This window comes from Streptosporangium sp. G11 (genome assembly GCF_051192615.1).
GTDB lineage: Bacteria > Actinomycetota > Actinomycetes > Streptosporangiales > Streptosporangiaceae > Streptosporangium.
The window spans coordinates 1-14389 of record NZ_JBPJUQ010000125.1; the positions used below are offsets into that span (position 1 = coordinate 1).

Consider the following 14389-nt stretch of genomic DNA (forward strand, 5'->3'; position numbering starts at 1 on the left):
CGAGCGCGGCCGGGGTCGAGGGGCCGCGCCGGGTGGAGCTGCCGACCTACGCCTTCCAGCACCGCCACTACTGGCTGGAGACCGGCGGCCTCACCGGCGACGCGACCGGCTTCGGCCAGGTCTCCGCCGAGCATCCCCTCCTGGGCGCCGTGGTGGCGCTTCCCGAGTCCGGCGGCGCCGTGCTGACCGGGCGGGTCTCGCTGAGCAGCCACCCCTGGCTGGCCGACCACACCATCCTGGACAACGTCCTCGTGCCGGGTACGGCCTTCGTCGAGCTGGCGGTCCGCGCGGGCACCCAGGTCGGCTGCGACGCCGTCGAGGAGCTCACCCTGGAGGCCCCGCTGGTCCTGACCGGCCAAGGCGGCGTCGCGCTCCAGGCGGTCGTCGGCGGCGCCGACGACTCCGGCCGCCGCCCCCTGTCGCTGTACTCGCGGGCCGGAGCCGGCGACGAGCCGTGGACCCGGCACGCCACCGGCCTCCTGGCCCCCTCGGGACCGGCCGGGGACTTCGACCTCGCCGAGTGGCCACCGCCGGGCGCCACGCCCGTCGACCTCACCGGCCTGTACGAGCGGCTGGCCTCGGAGGGGGCGGGCTACGGCCCGGCCTTCCAGGGGCTGCGCGCCGCCTGGCGGCGGGACGGCGAGGTGTTCGCCGACGTCGCGCTGCCCGGCGGCGTCGCCGCCGACGCCTCCCAGTTCGGCATCCACCCGGCCCTGCTCGACGCCGCGCTGCACGCCATCGAGCTCGGCGGGCAGGCCGCGCAGGACCAGGCGGTCGAGCTGCCGTTCGCCTGGAGCGGCGTCACGCTGCACGCCACCGGCGCCTCGTCGGTGCGGGTGCGGGTCTCCAGGGACGGTTCCGGCGCGGCCTCGCTCCAGGTGGCCGACGCCACCGGCGCCCCGGTGGTCACCATCGGGTCGCTGGCCATGCGTCCCGTCTCCGGAGACCGGCTCGGCGCCGCCCGCGACGCGGTTCGCGAGTCGCTGTACCGGGTGGACTGGACGGCCGTGCCCGCCGTCGCGGGCGGCGGGGAGTGGGCCGTCCTCGGCGCCGAGGACGGCGAGCTGGGCCGGGCCCTGCGCTCCGCCGGGCTCGACGTCACCTTCGCCGCCGACCTCGACGCGCTGCGGGCCATGCCGGCCAGGCCGGGGACCGTGCTGGTCTCCACCTGGGAGGACCGGCCGGGATCCGAGGACGCGGAGCCCGAGGCGGCGCGCGCCGCGACGCTCCGCGTCCTCGACCTGCTCGGCGCCTGGCTGGCCGACGACCGCCTCGCCGGGACCAGGCTCGCGGTGGTGACCCGCGGCGCGGTCAGGAGCGGGTTCGGCGACGGCCCGCCCGCCCTCGCGCAGGCACCCCTGTGGGGTCTCGTCCGCGCGGCGCAGGCGGAGAACCCCGGCCGGTTCCTGCTGGTCGACGTGGACGGCACCGACGCCTCCCACCGCGCGCTGCCCGCCGTACCGGAGGCGGGAGAGCCCGAGCTGGCGCTGCGTGACGGGCAGGCGATGGCGCCGCGCCTGGCCAGGGCGCGGTCGGCGGGCACGCTGGAGCCGCCGTCCGGCGCACGGGCCTGGCGCCTGGAGGTGAGCACGCAGGGCACGCTGGACAACCTGGCGCTGGCGGCGTGCGACGCCGACGAGCGCCCGCTGGAGCCCGGCCAGGTGCGGGTGGCGATCCGCGCCGGCGGCCTGAACTTCCGCGATGTCATGATCACCCTGGGCATGTATCCCGGCAGGGCCGACCTGGGAGCCGACGCCGCCGGAGTGGTCACCGAGGTCGGACCCGGTGTCACCGGCCTCGCGCCGGGCGACCGCGTTATGGGCCTCGTCGACGCGGGCTTCGGCCCGTACGCGGTGGTCGACCGGCGCATGGTCGTGCCGATCCCCGCGGGCTGGACCTTCGCCGAGGCCGCCGCGGTGCCCGCCGTGTTCGCCACCGCCTACTACGGCCTCGTCGACCTCGCCGGCCTCAAGGAGGGCGAGTCGGTGCTGGTGCACGCGGCGGCCGGCGGAGTCGGCATGGCGGCCGTGCAACTGGCCCGCCACCTGGGCGCCGAGGTGTTCGGCACCGCGAGCGACGGCAAGCGGGACGCGCTGCGGGCCCTGGGCGTCGCCGACGACCGCATCGCCTCCTCCCGGGACCTGGACTTCAGGGGACGCTTCCTGGAGGCCACCGGCGGGCGCGGCGTCGACGTCGTCCTCAACTCGCTGGCCCGCGAGTTCGTGGACGCCTCCCTGGACCTGCTGCCGCGCGGCGGCCGGTTCGCCGAGATGGGCAAGACCGACGTGCGGTTCGCCGAGGAGGTCGCCGCGGAGCACCCCGGTGTCTCCTACCGGGCGTTCGACCTCTCCGACGCCGGCCCCGACCGGACCGCGGAGATCCTGGCCGAGCTGGTCCGGCTGTTCGAGCGCGGGGTGCTCGTCCCGCCGCCGGTCCGAAGCTGGGACGTGCGTCACGCCCCCGAGGCGTTCCGGTTCATGGCGCAGGCCAGGCACGTCGGCAAGCTCGTGCTCACCGTGCCCGTCCCCCTCGACCCCGGCGGCACGGTGCTCGTCACCGGCGGCACCGGCGGGCTCGGCGCCCTCGTCGCCCGGCACCTCGTCACCCGCCACGGCGCCCGCCACCTCCTGCTGGCCGGGCGGCGGGGCATCGAGGCGCCGGGCGCGGAAGGGCTCCGCGACGAGCTGGCCGGGCTGGGAGCCGAGGTCACCGTCGCGGCCTGCGACGTCTCCGACAGGGACGCCCTGGCGGCGCTGCTCGCCGGTCTGCCCGCGGACCACCCGCTCACCGCGGTCGTCCACACGGCCGGGGTCGTGGCCGACGGCGTCGTCGGATCCCTCACTCCCGCCCAGGTCGGCACCGTCTGGCGGCCGAAGCCCGACGCCGCCTGGCACCTGCACGAACTCACCCGCAACCTCGACCTGTCGGCGTTCGTGCTCTTCTCCTCCTCGGCGGGGACGCTGGACGGTGCCGGGCAGGGCAACTACGCCGCAGCGAACGTCTTCCTGGACGCGCTGGCCGAGCACAGGAGGGCCGCGGGCCTGCCCGCGGTCTCCCTGGCCTGGGGCATGTGGGCGCCCGAGGTCGGCGGCATGACGGCCCAGCTGGGCGAGGCCGACCTGCGGCGGGTGCGACGCTCCGGCCTGCTGCCGCTGACGGCCGAGACCGGGCTGGCGCTGCTCGACGAGTCGCTCGCCCTCGGCGAGGCCGCCGTGGCGCCCATCCGGCTGGACCTGGCGGCGCTGCGCTCGCGCGCCGACGCGCCACCGGCGATGCTGCGCGGCCTGGTCGCGGCCAGGACCAGGCGGGTGGCCCGCGACGCCGCCCCGGCCCCGGCCGAGCAGTCGCTGCAGCAGCGGCTGGAGTCGCTGTCGGCCGTCGGCCGCGACCGCCTGCTGCTGGACCTGGTGCGCACGCACGTCGCCGCGGTCCTCGGCCACGAGGACGGGGACGCCGTCGACGCGCTCCGGCCGTTCAAGGAGCTGGGCTTCGACTCGCTGACCGCGGTGGAGCTGCGCAACCGGCTCGGCGCTGCCACCGGGGTGCGGCTGCCCGCGACCCTCATCTTCGACTACCCGACCCTGGCCTCGGTCGCCGACCACATCAGGACCGAACTGGTCGCCGACGAACCGCCCGCCGCGACGCTGGAGGCGGAACTGGCCAGGCTGGAGCACGCGATGGAGACGGCGGCCCCCGATCCGGCGGAGCACGAGAGGATCGCCGGCCGGCTGCGCGCGCTGACCTCCAGATGGCTGGAGACACGCGGCGGGGAGACGGTGAGGGCGGGCGCGCCCGAGCTGGGCTCGGCGACCGCGGACGAGCTCTTCGACATCCTCGACAGCGAGCTGTGACGGGCTTCGACCTGGGACGGACTCCTCGCGCCCCGCGCGAGGAGCTCCTGCCCCGGGACCAGCGAGCCCTTACGGCCACCCATCGCAGGGATGAGCGGTATGGGCCCTCAGACCGATGTGCGGGCCGCCGCCCGATGTTTACGCTTCGTCTCATGGACACCGAGAGGACAGACACGGAGAGTGAAGGAGTCGACGATATCGTCAGGCTTGACTCGGTCAGGAAGACCTACCGGAGCGGGGCGGGCGCCGTCGTCGCCCTCGGCGGTGTGACGATCGGCTGCCCGCGCGGCAGCCTCACCGCGATCATCGGACCGTCCGGGTCGGGCAAGAGCACGCTGTTGCAATGCGCGGCCGGGCTCGACCGGCCCACCTCGGGAACGGTTCTCCTGGGTGGCGAGGAGCTGAACGGGCTCGACGAGACGGCGCTGCTCAAGCTGCGCCGCGACCGGATCGGCTTCATCTTCCAGACGTTCAACCTGCTGCCCGCCCTGGACGTGGAGGAGAACGTCACCCTGTCCCTGTCCCTCGCGGGCCGGACCGCCGACCCCTCGCTGCTCGTCGACGTGATGCGCCGGGTGAGGCTGATCGACTACATGCGCCACCGGCCCTTCGAGCTGTCCCCCGCCCAGCGCCAGCGGGTCGCCGTCGCCCGCGCCCTGGTCGCCCGCCGCGAGGTGATCTTCGCCGACGAGCCGACCGGGGGACTGGACGCCCGCGCCACCGACGAGGTCCTCGGCCTGCTCCAGGAGGCGGTGCGCGAGACCGGGCAGACGGTCCTCATGGCCAGCCACGATCCCCTGGTCGCCTCCTACGCCGATCGCGTCGCCTTCCTCTCCGGCGGGCGCATCGTCGACGAGCTGAACCTCCCGGTGGACAGGGCGGTGATCCAGCGGATGACCCACCTCGGCATCTGGGACAGGCCGCCCGGCACCGACGGGGGGAACACGAGCTGATGTGGCGCCTCGCCCTGCGCACGCTGACCTTTCGCAAGGACGCCTTCGCCGCGGTGTTCACCGCGATGTTCCTCGGCGCCGCGATCATCTCGGCCGCCGGGGCGCTGATGGAGACCGGTCTCCGCGAGGTGGTGCCGCCCCAGCGCCTGGCCGGGGCCCCGATCGTGATAGCCGGCGACCCCTCCTACGCGCTGCCCAAGGCGGACCCCCGTGACGACGGCACCGAATGGACGCGCCTGACCGAGCGCGTGCGGCTGGGCACCGGCCTGCTCGACACGGTGCGGGCCGTTCCCGGGGTGGCCCGGGTGATCGGCGACCTGTCGTTCCCCGCCACCGTCCTGCGGGGGGAGCGGCCCGCCGGCACCGGGCACGACTGGAGCTCCGCCATGCTCGCGCCGTACGAGCTGAGGGCGGGCGCGGCGCCGGCCGGGCCCGGCGACGTGGTGCTCGACGCCGCGCTGGCCGGGCGCTCCGGCGCGCGGCCTGGCGACCGGGTCGAGGTCGCGGTCGGCGGCGTCGCGGAGACCTACCGGGTGACCGGCGTCGCCGCGCCCGCGGGCGGCCGCGTGATCACCGGGGCCGCGATGTTCTTCTCCGCGTCCGACGCGCGGCGGCTGGCGGGCCACCCGGGCACGGTCGACGCCGTCGCCGTCCTGCCCGCGCGGGGGACCGACGCGGGAACGCTTCACCCGCGCGTCCAGGCCGCGCTGCGCGGCCAGGCGGCGGTGGTCCTGACCGGAGACGACCGCGGGATCGCCGAGTTCCCGAGCGGAAGGGAGGGCGGCGAGAACCTCGTCGTCATCTCCGGGGTGACCGTCGGGATAACGCTCATGGTCACCGTGCTCGTCGTGGCGGGCACCCTGGGCATGTCGGTCGGCCACCGCAGGCGGGAGATGGCGCTGCTGAGGGCGATGGGCACGCCTCCGGCGCGGATCCGCCGCATGGTGTTCGGCGAGGCGATGACGGTCTCGGTGATCGCCGTCGTGCCGGGCTGCCTGCTCGGCCCCTATCTCGGCCACCGGCTGTTCCTGCGGCTGGTCGACGACGGGGTGGTCCCCGGGGTGATGCCGTTCCAGCAGGGCTGGATCCCCGTCCTGGCCGCCGTCGTGACGTGCCTGCTCGCCGCCGCGGCCGCGGCGTTCCTCCCGGCCAGGCGGGCGTCGCTCGTCCCGGCCGTCGGGAGGCCCGCGGACGCCGTGCTCCAGGGGCGCCCGCTCGGCCCGGTACGGTCGGCGGTCGCCCTGCTCTGCATCGGCGGGGGCGCCGCGCTCGCCGTCTCGGCGGCGGTGGCGCCCCGCCCGCCCGCGGTGAGCGCCGTCTTCCTCACCGTGTTCGCCCTGTCCGCGGGGCTGACCCTGGCCGCCCCCCGCATGACGAGGGCGATGACCGAGGTGCTCCGCCACCCCGTGCGCGCGATCTTCGGCCAGACGGGCCACCTCGCGATCCTCAACGCCAGGGCGCGGACTGTCAGGGTGGCCGCCGCGACCACGCCCATCATGCTCGTCACCGGGATCGCCCTGTCCAACGTCTACCTGCAGACGACCCCCGCCGACGCGGCCGAGCGTGCGTACGTCAAGAACCTGCGCGCCGACGCCGTGCTCACCGCGGAGACCGGTGGGCTGGCCGCCGGGCTGCTCGACCGGGTCCGGTCGATGCCGGGCGTCGCGGGGGCCTCGGAGTTCGTCACCGGCACCGCGTTCCTGGAGAGTCCCTACGACGCCTGGCAGAGCGAGGACGGATGGCCGGTCCAGGGGGTCACCGCGGAGGCCACCGGGCACGTCACGGCGTTCAGGCTCACCGCCGGTACGCTCACCGGGCTGCGCGGCCAGGCCGTCGCGCTGGCCGAGGGGCACGCCAGGCAGCTCGGCCGGGGCCTCGGCGACACGGTCAGGATGCGCCTGGGCGACGGGCAGGTGGCCGACCTCAGGGTGGTCGCGCTGCTGGCGGCGAAGGCCGGCGCCGAGACGATCCTGCTGCCCGCGGAGCTGCTGGCGGCGCACACCACGGCCGGCCTGCCGCCCCAGATCCTCGTGCGCGCCGCCTCGGCCGCCGACGTCCCCCGGGTGACCGCCGCGCTGGCCGAGTCGGTCAGGGCCGTGCCGGGGCTGCGGGTGACCGACGCGGGCGTGCTGTCCTCGGTGGGCGCCGAGCGGCAGCGGACGCGGGTGTGGGTCGACTACCTGTTCATCGGGACCACGCTCGCCTTCGTCGTGATCTCGGTGATCAGCACCCAGGCGGCCGGCGCGGCGCGGCGGTGCAGGGAGTTCGGGCTGCAGCGGCTGGTCGGCTCCAGCAGGGGGCAGATCCTGCGGATGATGGGCATCGAGGGCGTCCTGGTCGCCGTCATCGGCGTCGTGCTCGGCACGGCGGTCTTCGTGCCCGTCCTGCTGCCCTTCACCATCGCCGTCAGCGGCTCCCCGCTGCCCTCGGGGCCGGTGTGGCTCTACGTCATCGTGGTCTGCTCCGTGGGCCTGTCGGCGCTCATGGGAGCCCTGTCACCCGCCTGGATCGCCACGCGCTCGCGCCCCGCCGTGGACGCCCGTCCCGCCGACTCGTAGGGGGAGACCCTCCCGCACCGGGGCGCCTCGTGGAAAAGGGGCGCCCCGGTGCGTTTTCGCGCGCCCTCACGTGCTCTGACCTGGCCGTGCGGCACCGGCGGCGGCGCCGCCGCGGGGCCGGGCCCCGCCCTTCCCACAGGGGAGGCTGAGGGGTGCGCTAGGGGTCGGTTTCACCATGGGGACATAGGTAGCGTGCTAATTGATTCACCGTGGAAAACGGTGGACGGAAAATACCGGACCAGCTTTTCCGGCCATTCCGGAAACCGTGACCGTGAAACGCCGCCGCGAGATACGAAAGCGAATTCGCCGGCCCCGCGGCAGGCATCCGACAGATCGTGCGGCTTGACCATTCGGAGGAAGTCTTCATGCGCGTCCTGTTCACCATGCACGCCGCCGCCGCCCATCTCTTCCTGGTGGTGCCGATCGCGTGGGCGATGAAGGCCGCGGGCCACGAGGTCGTCGTCGCCGTCCAGCCGGACATCGTGGACGACGTGACCAGGACGGGCCTGACCGCGGTGCCGGTGGGGAAGGCGTCCAACATCGCCGAGCGGCTGGCGAGCATCCCCGCCGACCAGCAGATCTTCGGCTCCGGCTACGACATCGCCGAGGAACGGCCCGAGGTCCTCACCTACGAGTACGTGCGCGACTGCATGGCCGCCTTCGCCTCACCCCTGGCGCTGGACCTCATCACCGACGACTCCATGTACGACGACATGGTCACCTTCTGCCGGGAGTGGCGGCCCGACCTGGTGGTCTGGGACTCGATCACCTTCCCGGGGCCGGTCGCGGCCCGCGCCTGCGGCGCCGCGCAGGTCCGCTCGACCTTCGGCAGGGACCACTGGGGGCGGATGCGCTCGCTGTTCCTGCGGCTGAGGGCGGAGCGGCCCGAGGCCCTCGGCGAGGACCCGGTGGCCGACTGGGTCACCGCCAAGCTGGCCAGGTACGGCAGCGCGTTCGACGAGGACGTCATCCTGGGTCAGGCCACCGTCGACTCGATGCCGGTCTGGACGCGCTTCCCCGTCGAGCACGACTATCTGCCCGTCCGCTACGTCCCCTACAACGGCCCGGCCGTCGTCCCCGACTGGCTGCGGGCGGAGGGTCCCGGACGGCCCAGGGTCTGCTTCACCCTCGGCGTGTCCGGCCGCGACATGTGGGGCGGGCACGGCAGCATCGGGGCCGCCGACCTGTTCGAGGCTGTGGCCGACCTCGACGTCGAGGTGGTCGCGACCCTCAACGCCGACCAGCTCGACCCGGCCGTGAAGGTCCCCGACAACGTGAGGGTCGTCGACTACGTCCCGCTCAACTCCCTGCTGCCGACCTGCTCGGCGATCGTCCACCACGGTGGCACCGGCACGTTCAGCACCTCGATAGTGCACGGCGTGCCGCAGCTCGTCGTCCCCGCGCAGCTCTACGACGAGGGGGGCATGGCCCGGCAGGTGGCCGACGAGGGCGCCGGCCTGGTCATCCAGCCGGAGGACCTGTCGACGCGGACGCTCCGGGAGAACCTGCGGCGGCTGCTCGGCGAGCCGTCGTTCCGGGAGAACGCCGCCCGGCTCAGCCGCGTGTCCGAGGCCACCCCGTCGCCGCACGACCTCGTGCGCGACCTGGAGGAGCTGGTCGCCCGCCACCGGGCGGAGACCGGCGCGCCGGCCACGGCCGGCTGAAACTCCCTTTTCCGCGCGACGCCGATTCACCGGAATGCCGAATACGGGCCGCCCCGCGACGCGGGCGCCCGTTCCCATATCGCCTCAATCCACAATGCGCGACGCGACCGGATGAGGCCCCCGAACGGTTTGACAGGGGTGACGTGGTGGAGAACGAAGGCAAACTTCTCGACTATCTCCGGCGGGCGACCGCCGACCTGCGGGAGGTCCGTCAGAGACTGAAGGACGCCGAGCGCAGGGAGACCGAGCCCATCGCGATCGTCGGGATGAGCTGCCGGTTCCCCGGCGGCGCCGACACCCCGGAGGCGCTGTGGCGGCTGCTGGCCGAGGGCGGCGACGCCATCTCGTCGTTCCCCGACGACCGCGGCTGGGACGTCGAGGGCCTCTACGACCCCGACCCCGACCGTCCGGGCAAGAGCTACACGCGCTCCGGCGGCTTCCTCTACGACGCCGCGCGGTTCGACCCGGCCTTCTTCGGGATCAGTCCCCGCGAGGCCGTGGCGATGGACCCGCAGCAGCGGCTGCTGCTGGAGACCGCCTGGGAGGCCCTGGAGGACGCGGGCATCGACCCGACGTCCGCGCGGGGCACCGCCGTCGGCGTCTACACCGGCGTCATCTACCACGACTACGGCTCCCGGGCCCGGGTCGTCCCCGAGGACCTCGGCGGCTACATCGGCAACGGCAGCGACGGCAGCGTCGCCTCCGGGCGGGTGGCCTACGTCCTGGGCCTGGAGGGGCCCGCGGTCTCGGTGGACACCGCGTGCTCCTCGTCCCTGGTGGCGCTCCACCTGGGGGTCCAGGCGCTCCGCCAGGGCGAGTGCGCCATGGTCCTGGCCGGGGGCGTGACGGTGATGTCCACCCCGAACACCTTCGTCGAGTTCAGCCGCCAGCGCGGCCTGGCCGCGGACGGCCGGTGCAAGGCCTTCGCCGCCGCCGCGGACGGCACCGGCTGGGGCGAGGGCGCGGGCATGCTCCTGCTGGAACGCCTCTCCGACGCCCGGCGCGCGGGACACCCCGTGCTGGCGGTCATCCGCGGCTCGGCGATCAACCAGGACGGCGCGAGCAGCGGGCTGACCGCGCCGAACGGCCCCGCGCAGCAGCGGGTCATCCGCCAGGCGCTGGCCAACGCGCGCCTGTCCGCCGCCCAGGTCGACGCGGTCGAGGCGCACGGCACCGGCACCGGCCTGGGCGACCCGATCGAGGCCCAGGCGCTGCTGGCCACGTACGGGCGGGAACGCCCCGAGGGCAGGCCGCTGCGGCTGGGCTCGATCAAGTCGAACATCGGCCACACCCAGGGCGCCGCGGGCGTCGCCGGTGTGATCAAGATGGTGCTGGCGATGCGGCACGGCGTGCTGCCCCGCACCCTGCACGTGGACGCGCCCTCGCCGCACGTCGACTGGTCGGCCGGAGACGTCGAACTGCTGACCGCCGCCGAGCCCTGGGAGGCCGGTGGCGCCCCGCGCAGAGCCGGTGTCTCCTCCTTCGGCGTCAGCGGCACCAACGCGCACGTCATCCTGGAGGAGGCTCCGCCGCTCGCGCCGGAGACCGCGGACGGCGAGGGCGCCGAGAGCGGAGAGGGAGGCGCCTTCGACGGCGTCCTCAGCGCCTTCGGCGGAGGTCCGGGCTCCGCCCCGGTGGTGCCCTGGGTGATCTCCGGCAAGGGCGAGGGGGCGCTGCGGGCCCAGGCAGAACGCCTCGCGGCCCACGTGGACGCGGACGCCGGGCTGTCGCCGGTCGACGTCGGCCACGCCGCCGTCACCTCCCGTACGGCCTTCCCGCACCGCGCCGTGGTGGTCGGCGCCGGCCGCGACGACCTGCTGGCGGGCGTGCGCGCCGTCGCCGGGGACGAGGCCGCGCCGAACGTCGTGCGCGGCGTCGCGACCCCCGACCCGAGGGTGGTGTTCGTCTTCCCCGGGCAGGGCGCGGCGTGGGCGGGGATGGCCGTCGAGCTGATGGACTCCTCCCCGGTGTTCGCCGCCCGGATGGCCGAGTGCGCCGACGCGCTGGCGACCTACGTCGACTGGAAGCTCGTGGAGGTGCTGCGCGGCGAGCCCGGCGCGCCGCCGCTGGGACGGGTGGACGTGGTCCAGCCCGCGCTGTGGGCCGTCATGGTCTCGCTGGCGGAGCTGTGGCGCTCGTACGGTGTCGAGCCCGACGCCGTCGTCGGCCACTCGCAAGGCGAGGTCGCCGCCGCCTGCGTGGCGGGCGCGCTGTCGCTGGAGGACGGCGCCCGGGTGGTCGCGCTCCGCAGCCTCGCCATCGGCGAGGAGCTGTCCGGCCAGGGGGAGATGATGGCGGTCTCGCTCCCGGCCGAGCGGATGAGGGAACGGCTGGCCCCCTGGGGCGACCGGGTGGCGGTGGCCGTGGTGAACGGCCCCGGCTCCGTGGTGCTCTCCGGCGAGACCGAGGCCCTGGACGAGCTGCTGGAGCAGCTGGTGGCCGACGGCGTCCGCGCCAGGAAGATCCCCGTCGACTACCCGTCGCACTCGGCGTACGTGGAGCCGCTCAGGGAGCGGATCCTGGCCGACCTGGAGGGCGTCGCGCCCCGGTCGGTCGAGGTGCCCTTCTACTCCACGGTGACCGGCGAGCCGATCGACACCGCGGGGCTGGACGCCGGTTACTGGTACACCAACCTCAGGCGGCAGGTGCGCTTCGACGAGGCCACCCGCGCGCTGGTGCGCGAGGGGTACGGGCTGTTCGTCGAGATCGGCCCGCACCCGGTGCTCACCGTGGGTGTCCAGGAGACCGTGGAGGCCGCGGGCGGCACCGCGGCCGCCGTCGGGTCCCTGCGGCGCGACGAGGGCGGCATGAACCGGTTCGTCACCTCGCTGGCCGAGGCGTACGCGCACGGGGCGCCGGTGAACTGGGAGTCGCTGTTCGCCCCCCACGGCCCCCGCCCGGTGAGGCTTCCCACGTACGCCTTCCAGCGCGAGCGGTACTGGCTGGACGCCACCGACGCGGTCGACCTGGCCTCCACCGGCCTGACCGCGGCCGGTCACCCGCTGCTCGGCGCGGCGGTGGTGTCGGCGGGCACCGGCGAGATCCTGCTGACCGGGCGGCTGTCGACGCGCTCGCATCCGTGGCTGGCCGACCACGCCGTGGCGGGCACGGTGCTGTTGCCGGGGACGGCGTTCGTGGAGCTGGCGGTGCGTGCCGGTGACCAGGTGGGGTGCGGGGTGGTGGACGAGCTGACGCTGGAGGCGCCGCTGGTGCTGCCCGGCGGCGGCGGTGTGCAGGTGCAGGTGTCGGTGGGGGCATCGGACGAGACGGGGCGGCGCCCGGTCGCCGTCCACTCCCGCGCCGAGAGCGCCGAGAACACCGGGGACGCCGGGGACATCGGCGACGAGGCGGACGCGCCCTGGACCCGGCACGCGGCCGGTTTTCTCGTCGCCTCGGAGTCCGCCGGGGACTTCGACCTGGCCGAGTGGCCTCCCGCCGGTGCGACGGCGGTGGACCTGGACGGTCTGTACGAGCGGCTGGCGGGCCAGGGGTACGAGTACGGCCCGGTGTTCCAGGGGTTGCGGGCGGCGTGGCGGCGTGGCGACGAGATCTTCGCCGAGGTCGCCCTGCCCGAGGACGCGCGCAGGGAGGCCGGCGGCTTCGGCCTGCACCCGGCGCTGCTGGACGCGGCCCTGCACGCCGAGTCGCTGCTGGACACCGGATCCGGCGAGGTGAGCCTGCCGTTCGCCTGGTCCGGGGTCTCCCTGCACGCCGAGGGCGCCGCCGCGCTGAGGGTGCACCTGTCACCCGCCGGTGCCGACACGATCTCGCTCCGGCTGGCGGACGTCTCGGGGGCCCCGGTGGCCTCCGTGGAGTCCCTGCTGTCGCGCCCCCTCCCGGCGAACCGGCTGCCCGTCGCGTCCGACACCCGCCGCGACTCGCTGTTCCGCGTGGACTGGACGGCGCTGCCGCCCGCCGAGATCCCGGCCGGGCACCGGTACGCGGTGCTGGGCGCCGACGGGACCGGGCCGGCCGACGCCCTGCGCGCGGCCGGTGTGGTGGTCGAGGGGTTCGAGGATCTGGGGGCGTTGGCGGGTTCGGGGGTGGTTCCCGATCTGGTGTTCGTCTCCTTTGCGGCGCTTGGTGGTGAGGGTGTCGTGTCCGGGGTGCGGGTGGCGGCGTATCGGGCGTTGGCGGTGGTGCGGGAGTGGCTGGCCGAGGAGCGGTTCGGGTCGGCGCGGCTCGTCGTGGTGACCCAAGGCGCGGCCTCCGTGCACGGAGGCGACGTCACCGACCTGGCGGGCGCCGCGGCCCTCGGCCTGCTGCGCGCCGCCCAGGCGGAGAACCCCGGCCGCCTCCTGCTGGTCGACCTCGACGAGGGTCCCGTCGCGGGTACCGCGCTGCTCGCCGCGACGGCCGCGGACGAGCCGCAGGTGGCCGTACGAGAGGGGAAGGTGTGGGCGCCGCGCCTGGCGCGGGCCGCGTCCGGTGGCGGTCTGGTGCCGCCGGCGGGGGTGGCCGAGTGGCGGCTGGACGCGCCGGTCAAGGGAAGCCTGTCTGATCTGGCGCTGGTCCCGCACCCCGCCTCCGGCAGGGCGCTGGAGGCCGGTGAGGTGCGGATCTCCATCCGCGCCGCCGGGATGAACTTCCGCGACGTCGTCGTGGCGCTCGGCATGGTGCCCGAGCGCGACGTGCCGATGGGCGGCGAGGCCTCCGGTGTGGTGCTGGAGGTCGGGGCCGGGGTGGAGGACCTGGTGCCGGGTGATCGGGTGTTCGGTCTGCTGGACGGGGCGTTCGGCCCGGTCGGGGTGACCGACCGGCGGCTGCTGGCGCCTGTCCCTGCGGGCTGGACCTTCGAGCAGGCCGCGTCCGTCCCCGGCGTGTTCCTGACCGCCTACCACGGCCTGAAGCACGTGGCCCGCCTCCAGCCCGGCGAGTCGGTGCTGGTGCACGCCGGTGCCGGTGGGGTGGGCATGGCGGCGGTGCAGCTGGCCCGGCATCTCGGCGCGGAGGTGTTCGCGACGGCGAGCCCGGCCAAGTGGGAGGCGCTGCGGTCGCTGGGTCTGGACGACGGGCACATCTCCTCCTCGCGGGACCTGGACTTCGAGGGGTACTTCCTGGAGGGCACGGAGGGCCGCGGGGTGGACGTGGTGCTGAACTCGCTGGCCCGCGAGTTCGTGGACGCCTCCCTGCGCCTGCTGTCCCGCGGCGGCCGGTTCGTCGAGATGGGCAAGACCGACATCCGCGACGCCGCCGCGATCGGCGACGCGTACCCGGGGGTCGAGTACACGGCCTTCGACCTGATCGACTCCGGCCCCGACCACATCCGGCGGATGCTGGAGGAGCTGCTCGATCTGTTCGGGCGGGGGGTGTTGCGGCCGTTGCCGGTGCGGTCGTGGGATGTGCGGCGGGCGGCGGAGGCG

At 75.1% G+C, this 14389-nt stretch carries 5 protein-coding genes; all 5 read left to right on the forward strand.

Translation table 11 applies throughout. The features are described from left to right. On the forward strand, positions 1-3851 hold a 3851-nt coding region (locus ACSDR0_RS46235; RefSeq protein WP_435295347.1), incomplete at its 5' end, for an SDR family NAD(P)-dependent oxidoreductase. 152 nt (positions 3852-4003) lie between these two features. After that, entirely contained in the window at positions 4004-4804 is an 801-nt protein-coding gene (locus tag ACSDR0_RS46240) for an ABC transporter ATP-binding protein (RefSeq protein WP_435295348.1), read from the forward strand. Next, positions 4804-7362 carry an ABC transporter permease gene (locus ACSDR0_RS46245; protein ID WP_435295349.1) on the forward strand — a complete coding sequence of 853 codons (2559 nt, stop codon included), beginning with the start codon at positions 4804-4806 and terminating at the stop codon, positions 7360-7362. The genes ACSDR0_RS46240 and ACSDR0_RS46245 overlap by 1 nt, the downstream gene beginning before the upstream one ends. Positions 7363-7727: 365 nt before the next feature. After that, positions 7728-9026 carry an activator-dependent family glycosyltransferase gene (locus tag ACSDR0_RS46250; protein ID WP_435295350.1) on the forward strand — a complete coding sequence of 433 codons (1299 nt, stop codon included), beginning with the start codon at positions 7728-7730 and terminating at the stop codon, positions 9024-9026. A gap of 143 nt (positions 9027-9169) precedes the next feature. Further along, on the forward strand, positions 9170-14389 hold a 5220-nt coding region (locus tag ACSDR0_RS46255; protein ID WP_435295351.1), incomplete at its 3' end, for a beta-ketoacyl synthase N-terminal-like domain-containing protein.